The 19,646-nt window shown below is 55.5% G+C and carries 18 protein-coding genes and 2 tRNA genes; 8 read left to right on the top strand and 12 right to left on the bottom strand.

Translation table 11 applies throughout. The annotated features are described in order from the left end of the window. Position 1: 1 nt before the first annotated feature. The 8 genes from LUQ43_RS00610 to LUQ43_RS00575 all read right to left on the bottom strand — a co-directional run bounded on the left by LUQ43_RS00610 (position 2) and on the right by LUQ43_RS00575 (position 8,303). A complete protein-coding gene (locus tag LUQ43_RS00610; protein ID WP_299962706.1) occupies positions 2 to 2,641 on the bottom strand; it encodes a DNA-directed RNA polymerase subunit A' in 2,640 nt (879 codons plus the stop codon). A gap of 1 nt (position 2,642) precedes the next feature. After that, complete coding sequence (rpoB, locus tag LUQ43_RS00605) at positions 2,643 to 4,460, bottom strand: DNA-directed RNA polymerase subunit B (RefSeq protein ID WP_299962704.1); 1,818 nt, start codon at positions 4,458 to 4,460, stop codon at positions 2,643 to 2,645. Continuing rightward, positions 4,457 to 6,022, bottom strand: coding sequence for a DNA-directed RNA polymerase subunit B'' (locus LUQ43_RS00600; protein ID WP_299962702.1), 1,566 nt, complete (start codon positions 6,020 to 6,022; stop codon positions 4,457 to 4,459). Before LUQ43_RS00600 ends, rpoB begins: the two co-directional genes overlap by 4 nt. A gap of 8 nt (positions 6,023 to 6,030) precedes the next feature. Further along, on the bottom strand, positions 6,031 to 6,282 hold the full coding sequence (locus LUQ43_RS00595; RefSeq protein ID WP_299962700.1) for a DNA-directed RNA polymerase subunit H: 252 nt from the start codon (positions 6,280 to 6,282) through the stop codon (positions 6,031 to 6,033). Between the two features lie 77 nt (positions 6,283 to 6,359). Further along, positions 6,360 to 6,433: transfer RNA gene (locus LUQ43_RS00590), tRNA-Lys, on the bottom strand. Positions 6,434 to 6,542: 109 nt separating this feature from the next. After that, entirely contained in the window at positions 6,543 to 7,181 is a 639-nt protein-coding gene (locus LUQ43_RS00585; RefSeq protein ID WP_299962698.1) for a response regulator, read from the bottom strand. Between the two features lie 118 nt (positions 7,182 to 7,299). Then, positions 7,300 to 7,944 (bottom strand): response regulator, encoded by a 645-nt coding sequence (locus LUQ43_RS00580; RefSeq protein ID WP_299962696.1) that lies wholly within the window; start codon positions 7,942 to 7,944, stop codon positions 7,300 to 7,302. Further along, positions 7,944 to 8,303 carry a roadblock/LC7 domain-containing protein gene (locus LUQ43_RS00575; RefSeq protein WP_299962694.1) on the bottom strand — a complete coding sequence of 120 codons (360 nt, stop codon included), beginning with the start codon at positions 8,301 to 8,303 and terminating at the stop codon, positions 7,944 to 7,946. The genes LUQ43_RS00580 and LUQ43_RS00575 overlap by 1 nt, the downstream gene beginning before the upstream one ends. A gap of 341 nt (positions 8,304 to 8,644) precedes the next feature. On the opposite strand from LUQ43_RS00575, the gene minD reads away from it, so the two are divergent. The 6 genes from minD (at position 8,645) to LUQ43_RS00545 (ending at position 12,394) form a co-directional block, all read left to right on the top strand. Further along, entirely contained in the window at positions 8,645 to 9,424 is a 780-nt protein-coding gene (gene minD, locus LUQ43_RS00570) for a cell division ATPase MinD (RefSeq protein WP_299962692.1), read from the top strand. Between the two features lie 18 nt (positions 9,425 to 9,442). Next, positions 9,443 to 9,640, top strand: coding sequence for a hypothetical protein (locus tag LUQ43_RS00565; RefSeq protein WP_299962690.1), 198 nt, complete (start codon positions 9,443 to 9,445; stop codon positions 9,638 to 9,640). A gap of 91 nt (positions 9,641 to 9,731) precedes the next feature. Beyond that, positions 9,732 to 9,805: transfer RNA gene (locus LUQ43_RS00560), tRNA-Pro, on the top strand. 26 nt (positions 9,806 to 9,831) lie between these two features. Continuing rightward, the gene (locus LUQ43_RS00555; RefSeq protein ID WP_299962688.1) at positions 9,832 to 10,695 is read left to right on the top strand and encodes an ARMT1-like domain-containing protein; all 864 of its coding nucleotides are present in this window, start codon (positions 9,832 to 9,834) and stop codon (positions 10,693 to 10,695) included. A gap of 156 nt (positions 10,696 to 10,851) precedes the next feature. Further along, positions 10,852 to 11,310: an NfeD family protein gene (locus LUQ43_RS00550; RefSeq protein WP_299962686.1), complete on the top strand. Its 459-nt coding sequence runs from the start codon at positions 10,852 to 10,854 to the stop codon at positions 11,308 to 11,310. A gap of 1 nt (position 11,311) precedes the next feature. Continuing rightward, positions 11,312 to 12,394 (top strand): stomatin-like protein, encoded by a 1,083-nt coding sequence (locus LUQ43_RS00545; protein ID WP_299962684.1) that lies wholly within the window; start codon positions 11,312 to 11,314, stop codon positions 12,392 to 12,394. A 337-nt stretch (positions 12,395 to 12,731) separates the two neighbouring features. Here LUQ43_RS00545 and LUQ43_RS00540 read toward each other — a convergent pair whose 3' ends face one another. Next, entirely contained in the window at positions 12,732 to 14,033 is a 1,302-nt protein-coding gene (locus LUQ43_RS00540) for a site-2 protease family protein (protein WP_299962682.1), read from the bottom strand. A gap of 73 nt (positions 14,034 to 14,106) precedes the next feature. Beyond that, entirely contained in the window at positions 14,107 to 14,745 is a 639-nt protein-coding gene (rnhB, locus tag LUQ43_RS00535; protein ID WP_299962680.1) for a ribonuclease HII, read from the bottom strand. A gap of 54 nt (positions 14,746 to 14,799) precedes the next feature. Here rnhB and LUQ43_RS00530 point away from each other — a divergent pair, with 54 nt between their 5' ends. Further along, positions 14,800 to 15,468, top strand: coding sequence for a TrkA family potassium uptake protein (locus LUQ43_RS00530; protein ID WP_299962678.1), 669 nt, complete (start codon positions 14,800 to 14,802; stop codon positions 15,466 to 15,468). On the opposite strand, the gene LUQ43_RS00525 is transcribed toward LUQ43_RS00530, so the two are convergent. Together LUQ43_RS00525 and LUQ43_RS00520 are read right to left on the bottom strand one after the other, a co-directional pair. After that, a complete protein-coding gene (locus LUQ43_RS00525) occupies positions 15,457 to 16,653 on the bottom strand; it encodes an NAD(P)/FAD-dependent oxidoreductase (protein ID WP_299962676.1) in 1,197 nt (398 codons plus the stop codon). The two genes, LUQ43_RS00530 and LUQ43_RS00525, sit on opposite strands and share 12 nt — an antisense overlap. Beyond that, positions 16,637 to 16,819, bottom strand: coding sequence for a 4Fe-4S binding protein (locus LUQ43_RS00520; RefSeq protein WP_299962674.1), 183 nt, complete (start codon positions 16,817 to 16,819; stop codon positions 16,637 to 16,639). Before LUQ43_RS00520 ends, LUQ43_RS00525 begins: the two co-directional genes overlap by 17 nt. Positions 16,820 to 17,069: 250 nt before the next feature. On the opposite strand from LUQ43_RS00520, the gene mgtA reads away from it, so the two are divergent. Next, a complete protein-coding gene (gene mgtA / locus LUQ43_RS00515) occupies positions 17,070 to 19,619 on the top strand; it encodes a magnesium-translocating P-type ATPase (RefSeq protein ID WP_299962672.1) in 2,550 nt (849 codons plus the stop codon). The last annotated feature ends 27 nt before the right edge of the window (positions 19,620 to 19,646 follow it).

Raw genomic sequence — 19,646 nt, 5'->3', positions numbered from 1 at the left:
CTTATACCTCCTCCTTGAGGATAGCTTCAACGATACCCTTCACATCGACCGGGTCACCGAACGCACTCTTGGTCGGGTCGGTCCCGTCCTCGCCATATTCGAACTGGATGATCCTGCCACCGGTCGACCGCACGGTGCCGTCGTATGCGACCTTGAGGTCCTGCAGCGCGTTGATCATCCTGCGCTGGAGGTAACCGCTCTGGGATGTACGAACTGCCGTGTCGACGAGACCTTCACGGCCACCGATGGCGTGGAAGAAGAACTCGGTCGGGTTGAGCCCGCCCTTGTAACTGTGCTGGATGAACCCGTGGGCATCCGAGCCGCGGTCGCCCTTCTTGAAGTGCGGAAGCGTCCGGTCGTCGTAACCTCTGACGATACGCTCACCACGAACGGACTGTTGGCCGATACAACCGGCCATCTGGGTCAGGTTCAGCATCGAACCACGGGCACCGGAGACTGCCATCACGACAGCGCTGTTCCCAAGACCGAGGTGGCGGCCTGCAATCTGACCGGTCAGGTCTCGGGCCTTCCCCAGCACCTGCATGATCTGCATCTCGAGAGTTTCCTCAATGGTACGCCCTGGCATAGGTTCGAGCTGGCCGTCTTCGTAGATCTTGATACGGCGATCGACATCGAGCGCCGCATTCTTTAAGACCTCGTCGATCTGGCCGTACTCGGTCTTGGAGAGGTCTTCGTCATCGATACCGAACGAGAACCCGTCGAGCATGATACCGCGGATCGAGAGTTTGGTGAAGTCATCGATGAACTTCGTGGCCCGCTTCATGCCCTGCTGGCGGATGATACGGTTGACGATCTGGCCGTCGAATGCACCGATTGCTTTCTTATCGATGGTCCCCATCTGGAGCTGGCCGTCGATGATGCGCACGTATGCATCACGATCGCACTTTTCCTTTTGACAGACATCGCAGTTCTGGCATGACGTGGCCTTGAAGACCATGTTGAGGCTTTCCGGAAGGATGACCGAGAAGACCTGCTTGTTGCTCCAGTATTCAATGCCGTTCTCCACCTTGCCGGGCGGGGGCATGTGCTCGATGCCGGTATAGCGGAGGAGGTAGAGCGCATCTTCCTTCTTGAACCAGCGCAGCTCATGCGTCAGCATGAAGATACCCGAGACGTGGTCGTGGATACCACCGATGATCGGACCGCCGAAACGGGGTGACAGGATATTTTCCTGCACGGCAATGAGAATGGTTGCCTCGGCCCGCGCCTCTTCGGTCTGCGGGACGTGCATGTTCATTTCATCGCCATCGAAGTCGGCGTTATACGGCGGGCAGACTGCGGGGTTGAGCCGGAAGGTCCTGCCTTCCATCACCTTGACGCGGTGCGCCATGATGCTCATCCGGTGCAGCGATGGCTGACGGTTGAAGAGCACGACATCGTTGTCGCGGAGGTGGCGTTCGACCGTGTAGCCGGGCTCGATCATGTCGGCGACGGTGTCGAGATTGTCGGCACCAAGCCGGAGCCTGCGGTTGTCCGGGCGGATGACGTAGTTCGCACCGCACGGGGCATTGACATCCGGGCGTTCCGGGCCGGTCCTGACGATCTGCCGGAGTTCCTCGATATTGTAAGCGGTAACCCGGACAGGGATTGTCATCTCGTTGGCTACAGCGCGCGGGACACCGACCTGTGCAACGGAAAGGTTCGGGTCGGGCGAGATAACCGTACGGCTGGAGAAGTTCACACGCTTACCTGAGAGGGAACCTCGGAACCGCCCGTCCTTACCTTTCAGACGCTGCGAGAGCGTCTTCAAGGGCCGGCCGCTGCGGTGGCGGGCCGGGGGACAGCCTGCGACTTCGTTGTCGAGGTAGGTGGTGACGTGGTACTGCAGGAGTTCCCAGAGATCCTCGATGATCAGCTGGGGCGCACCTGCATCCTGGTTCTCCTTGAACCGCTGGTTGATACGGATGATATCAACGAGCTTATGGGTGAGATCGTCTTCCGACCGCTGGCCGTTCTCAAGGATAATCGAGGGGCGCATCGTGACCGGAGGAACCGGGAGCACGGTGAGGATGGTCCACTCGGGACGCGCGACGTCGGGATTGATACCGAGGGGGATCAGGTCCTCGTTCGGGATCTTCTCCATCCGGGCGCGGATGTCGGCGGGAGTGAGCTTGTGCTCTACTTTCTTGCCGTCTTCCACCATGACCTCGGAGAAGGTGGTCGGTTTCTCGAAGTTGATCTTGAGCTGCTGTTCACCGCAGTGCGGGCAGACGCGCTCCTTCTTGACATCCTTTTCTGAAAGGAGGTCTCCCGTCTGGTCGTCTTCGGTACCTACTACCTTCTCGACTTCCTCAGGGCTGAGCAGCACGCGGCCGCAGGCACGGCAGGTGACACGCAGGAGTTTCCTGATGAGCCGTGTATACCCGACGTGGATGACGGGCTTTGCGAGCTCGATGTGCCCGAAGTGGCCGGGGCACTCGCTTGCCTTCTGGTCGCAGGTCTTGCACCGGAGACCGGGGTCGATAACCCCGAGGTTTAAGTCCATGAGACCCTGGGGATAGGGGAACCCGTCATCATCGTAGGTGTCCGCCCAGATGATCTTCCGGACGCTCATCTCACGGATCTCCTTGGGGGAGAGGAGGCCAAATTCAATCTGGCCGATTCGTTTTGGGGATGGCATGTTACACCACGTCCTGTAATCTCAGTCTGGGTGCTATACCCATGCTCTTCATCTCGTCCAACAGGAGCTTGAACGCGTAACTCATCTCGACCGAGTAGATATCGGTCTCGTTACCGCAGGCAAGGCAGCGGGTCATGTTACGCTTGCGGTCGAGCATCGCAACCATACCGCAGTGCGCACAGACATATTCGTTAACCTTATCCGACTCATCGAGCAGGCGTTCCTTCAAGGCCATGGCGGCGCCGTGGCCGATCATGACATCACGCTCCATCTCACCGAACCGGAGACCGCCTTCACGCGCACGGCCTTCAGTCGGCTGGCGGGTCAAGACCTGCACCGGTCCACGGGAGCGGGCGTGCATCTTGGACGATACCATGTGGTACAGTTTCTGGTAGTAGATGACACCGATATAGACATCGGCCTTGAAGGCCTTACCGGTGAGGCCATCATACATAAGCTCGCGGCCATTGTGCGAGAAACCGAGTTTCTTGAGCGAGGCACGGATGTCTGCCTCACTCTCGCCACCGAAGGCGGTGGCATTGATGCGCCGGCCTTCCAGAGAGCCAACCTTGCCGCCTATCATCTCAAGCATGTGCCCGATGGTCATACGACTCGGGATTGCATGGGGGTTGATAACGAGGTCGGGTGAGAGACCTCCTTCTGTGAAGGGCATGTTCTCCTGGGGAGTGATGAGACCAACGACACCCTTCTGCCCGTGACGGGATGCGAACTTGTCGCCTACTTCCGGCACACGGAGGTCACGGGTCCTGACTTTCACGAGCCGGGAACTGTTCTCGCCTTCGGTGATGATGACCGTGTCGACGATACCATGTTCGTTGCTGCGCATCGTGACAGAGGTGTCGCGGCGCTTCTCGACAGCAATGAGTTCCCCGGAGGGTTCTTCGAGGAACCGGGGCGGGGAGGTCTTGCCGATCAGGACATCCTTCTCGGCAACAACGGTCTCGGGGTTGATCACACCATCCTCGTCGAGGTTCTTGTACGAGTCGGCACCATGGGCACCGGCAACGTCCTCTTCGGGGACTTCGATGCGGTCGATCTGGCCACCGGGATACCGGCGCTCTTCACCTTCATAGGTCCTGAAGAAGTGGGACCGGCCAAGGCCGCGCTCAATCGAGGCCTTGTTGAAGATGAGCGCATCTTCAATATTGTACCCTTCGTACGAGAGGATGGCAACCACGAAGTTCTGGCCTGCCGGCCGGTCGTCCGATCCAATCAGTTCCGAAGTCTGGGTGTGGGTCAGCGGTTTCTGGCAATAGTGGAGCAGGTGGCCACGGGTGTCCGGGCGGAGCTTCATGTTGGCAGCGCCAAAACCGAGCGCCTGCTTGACCATTCCTGCACCCATCGTGACACGCGGGCTGGCATTGTGTTCCGGGAAGGGGACGTGGGCTGCACCGATACCGAGGATCAGAGAGGGGTCGATCTCAAGGTGGGTGTGCTCGGGCGTCACTTTCGTGAAGTCCATGGCAATGAGGAGGTCTTCTTCCTCTTCTGCATCGATGAACTCGATCATGCCCCGCTGGACGAAGAAGCTCATGTCGATCTCCTTCTTTGCAAGCCGGGCAAGATCCTCATCGTTGATGAGCGGCTCACCGTTCTTTAAGACGATGAGCGGGCGGCGGGCGCGGCCGCGGTCGGTCAGGATCACGACATCGCCGTTGTACTCCTTGTGGGAGACGTTCACTTCAGGCGAGATCGCACCCTGGCGGCGCATGGTACGGATATTGGCAACCAGGTTCTTCGGGTCGTCCACGAGACCGATCAGTGCCCCGTCAACAAATACGCGTGATTTCTTGCTCATGATTCCCCCCGGATGTGCTCGACACCAAGGTTGTGCAGGATGCGCGTGATTTCTTCCTCGTCATCGACACCCTTGCTGATCTCCACCATCTGGGCGAAGTTTTTCACCAGACCACAATTCGGTCCTTCAGGGGTCTCGCTCGGGCAGATCCGGCCCCACTGGGTCGGGTGCAGGTCACGGGCCTCGAAGTGGGGCTGTGACCGGGAGAGCGGCGAGATCACACGGCGGAGGTGCGAGAGCACGGCCATATGGTCAACGCGGTCGAGAAGCTGGGACACACCCGTCCTCCCGCCCACCCAGTTACCGGTGGCAAGCGGGTGGAGGAGACGCTCGGTCAGCACGTCAGCGCGGACTGCGGTCGCAATCGAGAGGTCGCGGTGACGCATGCTGGCGCGTTCGAGCTGGTACTTGATATCACGGGTGAGACGGTTGAGGGAGATACGGAACAGGTCCTCCATCAGGTCGCCCGCGAGTTTCAGGCGCTTGTTCGAGTAGTGGTCCTTGTCATCGATCCTGCGCTTGTTCAGCACAAGGTCGAAACAGGCCTCTGCCATACGCCCGAGGAAATGGGCCTTTGCAAGCCGGACCGAGAGGACTGCTTCCTGGTAACCCTCGTCGCCTTCCTTGAGGTTCGCTGGCATCGAGTAGTTGAGATGCGGGAGGAGGTAGTTATCCAGGACGAACTCCGCGCGCTTGCGCTGGTAGTCCTTGGTCTGGTTCGGCGCCAGTTTCTTACCAACATACATGACACCGCCGTCAACCGAATCGCACTCGCTCTCTTCCAGGTTCTGCATCATGAACGTCAGGATATCCTCGTCGCTCGAGACTGCGTTCACGACCTCCTGGTCGTTTGTCATGCCCAGTGCCCGCATCAGGTCCACGAACTTCAAGTGGCCGGCAACGGACGGGAAGGAGACCTCGAGGAGGTTCTTCTTGTTCCGCTCGACAACCACCAGTGCGCGGTACCCGCGGAACTGGGAGAAAACCTTTGCCACGTAGATGCGCTCATTGTAGCGCTCGGTGAACTCGGTCATGATCTTGTTGGATGCGAGATCCTCTAACGTCATGAGCACGCGCTCGGTGCCGTTGACGATGAAATAGCCACCGGCATCAAACGCATCCTCGCCATGGGAGACGCGCTGGGCGTCATCCATGCCATAGAGGTTACAGGCGAGCGATCCAACCATGATCGGGAGCTGCCCGATGGTCGTGACGATAGGCTCCTGCCGGTCTTCACCGTGCACGAGCGTGAGTCCCAACTGGATCGGGGCCGCGTAGGTCAGGTTGCGAAGCCGTGCCTCGCTCGGGTATAACTCTCCCTGCGAACCGTCAGCCTCCCGCACCAGCGGCTTTTTCACTTCAATCGTACCGAGTTCCACCCAGACCGGGTCATTGTTCCTGCCCCGGTTCTCGATGTCGGTCTCAATGACCCGCTGCTCGTTGACCACTTTCTGAAGATTATGCTTAAGGAAATAGTTGAAGGAGTCAAGCTGGTGGCGCGCAACATGCTCCCGTGAAAAATATGCCCTCGATAAAATACTTCTGTCAATCAGACTGACCACCCCGGAATTTATTTCTTTGGTCTCTTGACCACGAGACGATATGCCTCGGCCCTGCCAGCCGTATGGCTTGCCCTGATAATTCGGATTACATCGTCAGCTTCCGCGCTGATCGTCTTTACTGCAGGATCGTCGTGATAGATTTTCGGTAATTGTTCGGTTGTAATGTTGTAGCGCGTCAGGAGTTCGGAAACCTCCTCCTCGCTCATGATTTTATGATCCGGCACCATCACGTGGTCCAACACATTCAGTTTGGTGCTCAATGAATAACCCCCTCACAAATGAACAGATTTCCTCTCAGATGCATCACCGCAAAAAACCCACGAAATACTCGTGGCAACGGGCCCGGAGGGATTTGAACCCCCGACCACCTGGTTAAAAGCCAGGCGCTCTACCGAACTGAGCTACGAACCCACTCTGTGCTCTACAGACCAAGATGTACAGCATTATAACAATGACAAAAAACTATTTAAATATTATCCAGGCTCAGATGCCACTTTTTCCAGCATACATTGCACCAATCTCATGACTCCTCCGTCCTGACATGATGTTTCTCATTGATCTCTTTGAGACGCTGTTCATCCGTACGTATCTTAGATTCCAGTTTTTCGATGGCGGCGAGGTCTTCCGCCGGGGCAGCGCGCCCGACATTGTTCATCCCGCATGCCTTTTTCAGGACGCAAAGGAGGTTTGTGTCCACGTCAATACTCTTCCGGAGGGCTGCGTATTCCTCAATTAGTGCCGAATCCACACCGGCATCTTTAGCCACCTGAGACTCCGCTTTCACATCGCGTCGCCGTGCAAAGATCTGTTTTATCGCCTCGAGGAGCTGGGTCGGATTGACCGGTTTTGATACGAAATCCTCAATATTGAGACAGTGCTGTTGGGCTTCCTCTGGCGTGATCTTCTTTGCCGAGAACATCAGCACAGGCAGATCCTTCGTTTCCGGGTTTGCCTTGAGCCGGTCAAGCGTCTCCCACCCGTCCATCGGCTCCATCATAATATCGAGCAGGATGAGATCGGGTTTGACCGTGGCAAGGAGAGCAAGAGCTTCATCGCCACCATGCGTAGCAAGGGGATTGAAGCCTTTGCGTTTCAGCAGGGCAACGAGCCCGTCCACGATATAAGGACTATCGTCAACAATAAGGATTGTATCTTCCACGATCTCTCTTCCTTGCCACAAGGATGGTGTGCGCAGATGGCCAGACGGACAGGCATATCCCATCCGATCCCGATTTGGGTTAATATATGCCTGCACAGTATAAATTGTGTATGAAAGATTAGACCGGTGTCGTGATTGACGGGGTGCCGGAGAGTTCTCCTTTGATCTGCTGGAGACGGGTTTCCTGGAACTTGATGTTCATTTCCATGCTCTTTATTGCGCGGGAGATCTCGTCACTGACCCGGACTTTTGAATCATTGTAATTGTACGTAGTCTCCAGGATCTTCATGAGACGCTTGTTGACATCGATGCTCTTGCTGAGACGGGCGTATTCTGTGATGATCTCGTTATCGAATCCCGACTGCTTTGCCATCTCCATATCCGATTTTATGGCATGGCGGCGGCTGAGTACATGCTCAATGGCATCGTAAAGTTCGCGGTGGGTGATGGGCTTTAATACATAATCCTCAATGTAGATCCCGTATTCCTGCGCCTCGGAGGGAGTCAGTTGTTTTGCGGTCAGCATCAGGACCGGGATCTCCTTTGTCTCCGGGCTCTCCTTGATCCGTTCAAGGGTCTGCCACCCATCAACGGGTTCCATCATGATATCCAGCAGGATGAGATCCGGAGTGACGGTCTTTAATATCTCGATGCATTCCTCCCCGCCGTACGCGGCAACAGTCCTGTAACCTCCGCGTTCCAGCATGGTCACAAACACATCTACAATGAATGGGCTGTCGTCGACAACAAGAATTGTATACATTACATAGCCTCCGCGATCTTCTGTACAACCGGGAGCAGTGCAGCATGGACGGATTCCTGATCTGCGGAATCCGTAAGGATCATGGCAATCAGAAAATTCTCCCCGGCACCCATGACAAGAACCGTGGAGTCCTGGCCCCTGACACTGACAGACGTCATCGATTTCATCTTGATGATGCTGCCAACGGATTCTGCGGATGCAAGGATTGTTGCAGAGAGGGCCCCGAACCAGGGTTCATTGAGATCGCGATCAAAACTTTTACCAGCTATGATCCCGTCCCGGGATACCATCGCACACGCTGCAACCCCGTCAATAGATCGAATCGTTTCAATAAATGCAGTAATTTTTTGTTTCAACATGCTGCTGCTCCCGCTGCATTACCCTGTGTATTTGATAATACCCGGTAGAACCATAAATACATATTCTTTTTTGTCATGCCCAGATATCCCCGTTTCGGTAAAAAACCCGTCATTTCTGGTTATTGGGAGATCCCCGTTACAGAAGTTCCCGGTTTACGGGGGATTCACGGCTGCCGTCACCGGTTCCATGAAGATAGGAATACAAATCACAGGATATCGGCCATTATTCCAGACGGTTTTCACGTTCCTGTCATACATTGGCGTGAAAAGGAAAAACCAGCCCAAATCATATCCATAAGGATATATATCATTTTATCCAACCAGACGCTTCGGGAATCCTGATGATCCGGGCATATACCATCACTTCTGGCAAAGGCGGGGTAGGCAAAACCACCCTTACGGTTAATCTCGGAATTTCGTTATCCCTTCTCGAACGTGAGACCTATATTCTCGATGCGGACATCGGTATGGCAAACATGGCCCTGATCCTGGGGATGGACGATGTCCCGGTCACTCTCCATGAGGTGCTGGCAGGAAAAGCCGATATCGAGGATGCAATTTATGAAGGTCCCGCCGGCCTCAAAGTCGTACCGAGCGGGATCTCGCTCCAGGGATTTCAGCAGGCAGACCCGGATAAGCTCCGGGACGTGATGCACAAACTGGTGGACCGCTGCGAATTTCTCCTGATCGATGCACCCAGCGGCATCTCCAAGGAGGGTGTGGTCCCGCTCTCTGTCGCTGACCAGGTCATCCTGGTAGCCAACCCGGAACTTGCATCAATGGCTGATGCCCTTAAGACAAAGATCCTCTGCGAGGTAATGGGGGGGAAGGTCTATGGCGCTATCCTCAACCGGGCCGGCATCGAGCATACCGAGATACGGTCCCACAGTGTAGAAGATGTCCTGGGCGTCCGTGTGATCGATGTTGTCCCCGAGGACGCAAACGTGCGACGGGCAGCAGCGTACAAATCACCCTGTGTTCTGAAGTACCCGACATCCCCCGCAACCAAAGCGTTCCGACGGATTGCAGCCCAGATTTCAGGTGTCGAATATGAGGAGGAAGACGCCGGCACAAAGGAAGAGGGGTTCGTTGATCGACTCGCGCGGGCAGTGTTCCGGTAACGGGCGGGGGGAGTGATCATGGCATACGAAGGCTACATGCTGGTATTGTTCGGGGGGGTCATCGTTGCCCAGCTCTTTATCATTTACCTGATGTATGTCAGGATCCGACAGTTATTACAGGAGGTCGAATCCGTTGCCGGCAGGATCCGGGTCACGGACACGGAACTGGAGAACCTCATAAGCCGTGTTGAAGAATTCAAGCGCGGAAAGATCTGATCCTTATCTGATCCATACAGGGAATTCCCCTCACAGTAACGATCTGCGCACGATAAGATACATAAGTGAGATCGACTAATAGTAAGAGAGCGGGGCCATAGGGTAGCCTGGCCATCCTAGGAGACTGGGGGTCTTCTGACCTGAGTTCAAATCTCAGTGGCCCCATTTGTGTTGTTTTTTGGTGCACCGGTATGAAAATTACTGATACCTGTGTTGACTGTCTTCTCTCCCGTATCAATCTCGAATGTTCACTCTGCGGAGCGGATGCCGCTCTTGCGGCTGAAACGGAAAAAGAGTGCCGACAGGTGATCGATGAACTCCGGGATCTCCCGCTCAGCCACCCGCAGGTCGCCAGCCGCATCCACCGTAGGGCATATGCCCTGCTGGAGAACCCCGACCCGTTCGATGAACTCAAGCGTTCCGGCAATCGCCAGGCTGCAGAGGTGTGTATGCAGGTACGGGGCCGTCTTCACACATTCAGGGATTATGTGCACGCAGCAGTGATTGCCAATATCTTTGATTACGGCGTCAAGGGTCATGCCGTTACCAGGGACTTTCTTTCGTTCTTCAACGAGGAGATTGAAAAGGACCTGTATATCGATGATACGGACAAGATCCTGCCGCTCTGCTCCCGCGTCGTGTACTTATGCGATAACTGCGGGGAGATCGTCTTTGACAAATTATTAATCCAGTACCTCAAATCCCATGGCTCGCAGGTAACCCTCGCGGTAAAGGAATCCCCGATCCTGAACGATGCAACGATGGAGGATGCACGTTCCCTTGGGATGGACCGCATGGTCGATCTCCTGACAACAACCGGGGGTGGTGCAGAAGCGGAGATCGGTATTAATATGGACCTCATCCCTGACAACCTGCGGCTTGCGATCGACAACTGTACGATCATCCTCGCCAAAGGGATGGCAAACTTTGAATCCATCTCGGAGATGGAGAACCTTCCTCCCGTAGCATATCTCCTTGCCGCAAAATGCAAGCCGGTGGCCGATGAACTTGGCGTACCGGTGGGTGTCAAGGTAGCAAAACTGCGCCGAGATTAGCGTACCGGGTTTTCATGATCTCCCGCACTTTGCGGGTCAGCGTTCAGCAGCGATCCTGCCGCGCCGAAGCAGGGGCCACCTGGTTTCGACCACACGGTTAATAAAAACCCGGGAATTTATACTATACTTTTATTCTCCGGCAGTCGAAGAGTTATCATGGTACTTCTCGAAGGAATTGCCCTCGGCTGGCTGCTGATCGTCATCGGTGCTGCCCTCCTCCTCGTGGAGGTTCACAGCCCGGGTTTTTTTGCCACCGTACCGGCAACAGTCCTGATCATCTTCGGTATCCTGCTCCTTCTCGGGATGGATATCTTCAATAACGGATGGGGCGTCGTTATCGGTGTTACGGTTGCAATCGCTGCCGCCGGTTTCACCGTCTGGATGTACAGCCGGATCACATCGGACGAGAGCCCCACGACCATCAGCCGCGACTCGCTCGTGGGAATGGAGGGGCGCGTGATAAAATCCGTTGATCCAAACACCATTTCCGGGAAAGTCATTATCGGGACAACAGAATGGAGCGCCCATTCAACCGGTTCATCGATCCCCGAAGGGAAGAAGGTAAAAGTCGTGGACTCCGAAGGGGTCCATATTGTTGTAGAAGAGGTTGCATAACATGCCGTTCATTGATACGCTCATTGTCATATTTTTGATTCTCGTTATTGTCGTAATATTCGCAAAAGGTGTCGTTATCGTCCAGCCGTACGAGCAGGGGCTCCAGGTACGGCTTGGGCAGTACGTAGGACGCATGAATCCCGGTTTCCGCTGGATCGTCCCGTTCGTCTCCGATGTCACCAAGCTCGACCTGCGCACGCAGGTCATCGACGTGCCGAGCCAGGAAGTGATCACGAAGGACAACTCCCCGACCAACGTCGATGCAATCATCTATATCCGGGTGATCGACCCCGAGAAGGCATACTTCGAGGTCTCCAACTACCGGCTTGCAACCGTAGCGCTCGCCCAGACAAGCCTCCGTGGCATCATCGGTGACATGGAGCTCGACGAAGTCCTCTACAACCGGGACGTCATCAATACGAAACTCCGCGACATCCTTGACCAGGAGACCGACCAGTGGGGTGTCAAGGTCGAGCGGGTGGAGATCAAGGAAGTGGACCCGGTCGAAGCGGTCAAGAACGCAATGACCGAGCAGACCGCTGCCGAGCGTGCACGGCGTGCTGCCATCCTCAGGGCAGATGGGGAGAAGCGCTCCGCCATCCTCAAGGCAGAAGGTCTCCGCCAGAGCATGATTCTTGAAGCAGAAGGCGAACGGCAGAGCAAGGTCCTCAGGGCAGAAGGGGAGCGGCTCTCCAGGATCCTCCAGGCTCAGGGAGAAGCGCAGGGACTACGCATTCTCTCCGTAGGGGCTGCACCGCTGGACAGGAAGGCAATCACCGTGCTCTCGCTGGACGCGCTCAAGTCCATGGCAAACGGGCAGGCAACCAAGATTATCTTCCCGTTCGAAATTTCCGAGCTGATCCGTCAGGGTGCTAAGTTCCTCGGTGCAAAAGACGAATCAGTTGAAGAAGTAGCAGGACGGCCGGTCATGGATGACAACATCCTCGGTGTTATTCCAAAACAGGATACCATCGATGCGATCCTCAAGGATATACAGGACGCGGTCCCGAAAGTTTCCGAAGATGAGCTCAAGGACACCAGCAAGCGGAAAGTCGCACCGCTGGAAAAAGAGCCCATAGTATAAGTTCCCGACCGGGGAACAAATTCCTTTTTTTAGTTCATCTGCCCCGGAAAAATCCCTGAATAGGTCTTTCGCTCCCGGGGGGCATGTACGTATGCACCACACCTGATGCATCCCTCCCGTTGCGGTGTCACAACAGTTCCTGTTCCGGGGTAATCGGGATGCGCCCCCCACTCATGTGACCGGTGGTGCAAGAGGGGGAATTCGCCCAGTTAAAACGTTGTTCTCCAAAGGTCTCCAAAACACTTCCCCGTTATCCGGTTACGGTTTGTCCGGTGAACTGCAGAACGATTACACCGGTGTTATAAATCCAAAAAAAGGTTGCAGAATTTCAGTTCCTTCACATGTGGAAGAATTTAGGCAGGAGGAAGATCGCGAGGATAACCACCAGCATCACGTAGCTTACACCGGCAACCACGTACCCGGAATACCGGATCAGCCCTTTCTTATCGAGAATGCGATCGATCCCCTCTTTCATGATATACCCGCCATCGAGCGGGACAAGGGGAAGCGCGTTGAATGTCCCGACCACGAGGTTCCACCAGCCGCACCAGAAGAGAATCTGGATAACGAGCCAGAAGTATGGGAACGGCACGTTCCACATCACCGAGCTGGCTGTATCGTTCATCAGGATCAGGAACGCCCCGTACTGGCTGGGATCGAGGATCACCCAGATCGGGATGGCAAGGAGGACGAGGAACCCGATGGGACTCATCAGGGTATTGAAGATCTCCTTGATCCGGCTGGCATCGTAATACGAGACGCCCATGAACCCGCTGGTCTTGTTGCTGACATCAGCAGGCCATGCAGCAAGGGTAAAACTGTAGGTTCCCGGAACGCCATTGTGATCGACAACGAGCGTGGCGGTGTCACCGGGCTTTGAAGCATCAAGGATTGCTGCCACCTCATCCCGGCTTGAGACACTGATGCCGTTGACTTCCTTGATCACCGAGTTTGCCGGTACACCGGCAGCATAGGCCGGGGAATCCACGTACACGCCGTTGATGAGCGGGGTGGCGAGCGGAACTGCAAGACCGAGCAGGGCAATCAGAACCACGAAACAGGCAACGCCCAGAACGATGTTGTTGGTGATCCCTGCACCGAACATCCGGATCTTGGGAAGGCCTTTTGTCTTCTCCTGGTCCTCTTCATCCGGTTCAACAAAGGCGCCGATAGGGATGACCGGCATGAGGATGCCCATGGTCCTGACGCGGATGCCTTCAACCCTGCAGAGGATTGCATGCCCGAACTCGTGGACCACCATGGTGAGGATCAGGCCAAGGAGGACAGCAAGGGTGAGCGGGATGAACTCGTTCACGCCGGGAATTGCAAGGACATTGCGCAACTCATTTGCCGCAGTAGGTTCCGGTTGCTGGGTAACGGTAACCTGGAGCGAGAGGAAGAGCATCGCGGTCATGATCACCGAGACAACGATCACCATGACCGCCCCCATCGTGCCATAAAACCGGAAGAACCGGGGATACCGGGCGAACCAGTCGAAAAAACCTACACGGTCTGTCCGGATCGCCATAATGGGACCGTAAAACGTGATATTCTTCTCCCACAGGTGCCGGGATTTGATATAATACGCCAGTGCAGCATACGCCGCAATGATCACGACCGCAACTATGAGCCAGTCCATTACTATTTATGGCCGTTTGTTTATATTAAAACAGACACTTGAGGATACATTGCAGGAACGTATATCCGCAATATCAGAAATCAAGCAGGCTCTTCTGGGTTTTTTTTGCAAGGATCGCGCTTACCGTCTTCCAGCTCTTCCGGGCAATGGGCGGGGGTACTTTATGTTCATCGATCCAGTCATTGAGGAACCGAATCGTGATCGGGTCCGAAGGATACCCGCTGCCGATATCACCATATTTCTTTGAGAGGGTGACGATGGCCCGGTCCCGGGTCACCTTCGCGATAATACTGGCTGCCGATACCACCGGGAACTTTACATCCGCATGGTGTTCCGAGACGATCTCGCATTCCCGATCGAGATGGCTCTTCACCATCTCGGCATACCGGAAACAGTTGACGTCGCACGCGTCAACATAGGCAAGAGAGGGTGACAGGATATTTATCACCTGGGCGTGGGCCCGGGCTACTGCCGCATTCAGGGTCATCTCTTCCCGCACCGCATCGATATCCGGTGCATCGAGCCTGACGGCTGCAACCCTGCACCGCTTTTTGATCAGGGCATAGAGGCGTTCACGCTCTTTTGGCGAGAGGAGTTTTGAGTCCTTCACTCCAAGGTCATCCAGCGCATCTTCAGAAGACACGCCAACGGCCGCTACCACCATCGGGCCCAGGACCGAACCCTTCCCTGCCTCATCAACCCCGCAGATCACATGAACCGGTTGATGCGCAAAATATTTCAATGGCAATGATGGTAACCGGTAGGTATGTACATCATCATCGTAGGGCTTGGCGGGATTGGCAGGAACCTCGCCAAGATGGCAGTCGAACATGCACATACCGTCGTTGTCATCGACCAGGATGAGGCGCGGTGCAGCGAGCTGCTCGAACACTACGATGTCATGGCCGTGACCGGCAATGCCACGGATAAAACCGTTCTTGAGGAAGCGGGGATCGACCGCTCCGATGCCCTCATCTCAACAACGAACGACGACTCGGTCAACCTGATGACCTGCTGGCTGGCCAAGAAGTTCCGGGTGCCCAATGTTGTCGCCATCGTCAACCAGCCCTCCCACTCCGACTTTTTCAAGGAGGTCGGTGTCCGGATCAGCGAGAACCCTGATGAACTCGTGGCAGCCCGACTCTATTACTGGACACAGAACCCCCAGCTCCAGCAGCTCGCCTCGATCCCCGGCGGTACGATCTTCGAGATCGTAGCAGAGGCAGGGGCCCCCATCGTCAACCATGAGATCCGGGAACTCAAGGTAAAGGATTTCGTCTTCATCGCGATCCGCAGGATGGGCGGGGAACTGATCATTCCCAGCGGCAGCGTGAAGATCCAGGCTGGCGATACGTTTACGGTATTCACGAAAAAAGAGGCCGAGGATGACTGCCTGCGTCTCCTCAACAAACAACTGAAAAAATCAACGGAGTGAGGCCGCAAGGGCGCCCAGGTCCAGCATCAGTTTCGGGTTTACCCGGATAATCTCTTTTACCAGCGTAAGAGTGGAAAACTCTGTAAGATCGATCTTCGAGACCGAGTGGATGATCTCGTTGAGTTTGGTATCGGGCTGTTTTATCAAGTATTCCTTGATGTGGTAATTACGCTCAATGCCCTTACCCATCTTGGATGCACGCCATGCCTTGTCGTAAGCCATGAGCGCCTTCTTGGAGACATCGCCCCTGCCGATACAGTCCGCAGCAGTCTGTGCCGCAAGCTTGCCGGTGAACATTGCATTGTAGATGCCGCCACCCGTGAGGGGGTCCACGACTCGGGCTGCATCACCGGCGATCAGGAGCCCGTCTGCAACCGTGCATTCAAGCGGGCGGCAGACCGAGACACCACCGGGGATGAACTCGATGGTCCTGCCGTGGGGGAAGGTCTTCTTGACGAACCGGTCGAGGTAGTCCTTGGCGCGGTGTCCCTCCCCGCTCTTCTTGCCGGAGATACCGATCCCGACGTTGGCTGTATTCTTACCCTTGGGGAAGACCCAGAGGTAGCCTTCCGGTGCAACCTCGTTTCCGAGGTAGAAGACAGTGGAGAACGGGTCGATCTCGATGCCGGTCATTACGTACTGGACCGAACTCATGATCTCGCGAACCGGGACGGTCGTGTCGATCCCGCACCATTTCGAGAATTTCGATTCAACGCCATCGGCAGCGATCACAACTTCTGCCCTGACATTCGTGATCTTGCCGCCGTGTTCGATCTTGGCGCCCTTGACAATACCGTCTTCCATAATCGGAGCTGCTGCACGAGACTTCACCGCAACATCCGCTCCTGCCTCGGCCGCTTTCCAGACCAGCTCACGGTCGAAGAACTTCCGGTCGAGGATATAGCCTACCTTGCTGCCCGCCATCTTCGATGAGAGTTGCATCTTGTAGCCGTCCGGGGCAACGACCGTTGCACCGGTCATTTCGGCAGAGATCCAGCGGGGATCCGGTTCCATGAACTCCAGGAGGGCTTCCTTGCCCAGTCCCTCCGCACAGCGGACCGGGGCACCGATTGCCGGGCGCTTCTCTACGATACAGGCAGAGAGGCCTTTCTCGACAGCAGTCTTTGCTGCGAGAGCACCGGCAGGTCCGCCGCCGATGATAAGGACGTCATACCTGGTTTTCATGCACAACCTCCAGGGCCCCAAGCGGGCAGACCTTTGCGCAGACACCACAACTGGTGCAGTTCTCTTCAACGGAAAGATACGCATCGATCAGTTCGAGGGCACCCTCTGGACAGACCGATACGCAGCATCCGCAGTATCCACAGATATCCCGATGTACTTTGAGCATTGAGAGATCATGTTGGCGTCATCTTCCATTAATATTTACGATTACCGCGAGTGGAGGGAACCACTCATGCACGGGATACAATTCCGGAGAACCTGTCAGTTCATTCAGATAACCAATCTCGCGCGCTGAAATGTCCGGTAACCTGCCCCGGGCCGGGCGGAATACCTGTTGCCACATACCCTGATAGACCGGCCTGCTCCCCATAACCTTCTTTACTCCCTGCTGAAATAGGATCTCTGGCTGTATCGTTATGGCAGGTGAAGAGCCCCGGTTTATTCCTGTTGATGACCTGATGGAAACGCTCCATACCTCATGGCAGGGTCTCTCTTCCGGGGAGGTTGAATCCCGGCGATCATCCTTCGGCCCCAACACGGTGGTGAAGCAGAAAAAACTGGCAGCCATTCGCCAGTTTGCACGCCAGCTGAAAAACCCGCTCATCATCATCCTTCTTCTTGCCGCGATCCTCTCGATATTTCTCGCGGAGCTTGTTGATGCCCTGATCATCATCGTCATCGTGTTCCTGAGTCTCTTCATCGACTTTTTCCAGGAATACCGGGCGGAACGGGCTGTAGAACTCTTAAAAGAAAAGATCTCTACCATGGCCACCGTGATCAGGGGCGGGGTCCGGCAGAATGTGCACCTGTCAGAACTGATACCCGGGGATATCATTGTCCTGTCCGCGGGGGATATCGTGCCCGCAGATGCCCGTGTCATCCTTGCCCGGGATTTTTTCGTGGACCAGTCGGCACTCACCGGTGAATCGTTCCCGGTAGAGAAAACAGCACAGGAACGGCAGGGGATGGAACCCGATCCCTCGGGCAGAGAACAGTACCTGTTCATGAGTTCCCCGGTTATTTCCGGCAGTGCAACAGCGGTCGTCGTAAAAACCGGGATGGCAACCGAATACGGGAAGATTGCAGAACGCCTGACTGCCCGGCCGCCGGAGACTGAATTTGAGCGGGGACTGAAGCAGTTTTCCTTCCTTGTCACCCAGATCATCTTCATCCTGGTCATATTCGTTTTTTTCACCAATGCCTTCCTTAACCACGGGGTGCTCGATTCGCTCCTGTTCGCGATTGCGCTTGCCGTCGGCCTTACACCGGAACTTCTCCCCATGATCCTGACAGTCAACCTCGCGAAAGGTGCACTCGCAATGTCAGAAAAAGGAGTGATCGTCAAGCACCTGGCCTCGATCCAGAACTTCGGGAGCATGGACGTGCTCTGCACCGATAAGACCGGGACGCTGACCGAGAACCGGATCACCCTGATATATCATGTGGATGCCGAGAGGAACAACAGTGAACAGGTACTTCTGTACTCGTACCTGAACAGTTTCCACCAGACCGGCCTGAAAAGCCCTCTTGATGAGGCAATTCTCAAAAAGAGCGGTGTGGAGATCGGGCAGTACCGGAAGATCGATGAGATCCCGTTTGATTTTATCCGGAAACGGATCTCGGTCGTGGTGGAAAAGAATGGCGACCGGCTCCTGATCGCCAAGGGTGCGCCCGAGGAGATCCTGAAATTATGTACACGGATTTCACGGGGGAACGGGGAAGAGCCGTTTACCGGTGACTGGCAGAGACAGGCTGTTGCACTCTACGACTCGTTCAGCGGGGAGGGGTTCAGGATCCTTGCGGTCGCCTCCCGGAAGATCACGGATACAAGAACAACGTACAGCGTGGAGGATGAGACCGACCTTACCTTCCACGGGTTTGTTGCCTTCATCGATCCTCCCAAAGAGACGGCCCACGAGTCACTCCTGATGCTGCACGAAACCGGCATCGATGTAAAGATCATCACCGGAGATAACGAACGTGTCACCCGCCATATCTGTGCCACGCTCGATTTCCCGGTCACCCGGATTATTGAGGGAAATGAGATCGCCGGCATGGATGGCGACACCCTTGCAAGCGCCGTCGAGCAGGCGAATATATTCACCCGCGTCTCGCCGCCGCAGAAAGAACGGATCATCAGGGCATTGATGAAGAACAACCACGTGGTCGGCTACCTGGGGGACGGGATCAATGATGCCCCTTCGATCCGCGCAGCCGACATCGGGATCACGGTGGACAACGCGGTCGACATTGCAAAGGAATCTGCAGATATCGTACTGCTGAAAAAAGATCTCCGCGTGCTCCGGGACGGCATCCTTGAAGGGAGGAAGACGTTCGGGAACACGATGAAGTACATCATGATGGGGACCAGTTCGAATTTCGGGAACATGATCAGTGTTGCCGCAGCTTCACTCTTCCTGCCGTTCCTCCCGCTTCTGCCGGTTCAGATACTGCTCAATAACCTTCTCTATGATATGTCTCAGTCCACCATCCCGACCGATACGATTGACGGGGAGTATGTGCTGGCACCAAAACGGTGGGATATCGGGTTCATCAAAAAATTCCTGCTCGTCTTCGGGCCGGTCAGTTCGCTCTTCGATATCCTGACCTTTATCACGCTCCTGTTTGTATTTCATGCACCCATGGAGTTATTCCGGACGGCATGGTTCCTCGAATCGCTCTGCACCCAGACCATCATCATCTTCGCCATCAGGACCACGAAGGTACCGTTCTATAAGAGCCGGCCCAGCAGGTATCTTGTCATCAGCAGCATACTCGTTGTCATGGCCGGGATTGCAATCACCTTCACTCCCATAGGGGATCTCTTTGGTTTCGTCCCGCTTACTCTCCCGTATTTCCTGGCGATAGGTCTGCTCGTGACCGGGTATATCGTTGTGGTTGAGTTTGTCAAAACATGGTTTTACCGGGACACTGCCAGCCACGGGCATACAATGCGTGAGGAGTAAACGCAGGGTGCAACGGGAACGAGGACG

Source organism: Methanoregula sp., assembly GCF_028679125.1.
Classification (GTDB): domain Archaea; phylum Halobacteriota; class Methanomicrobia; order Methanomicrobiales; family Methanospirillaceae; genus Methanoregula.
Note: the sequence above shows the minus strand (reverse complement) of the source record. Positions and strands in the feature narration are given on the sequence as shown.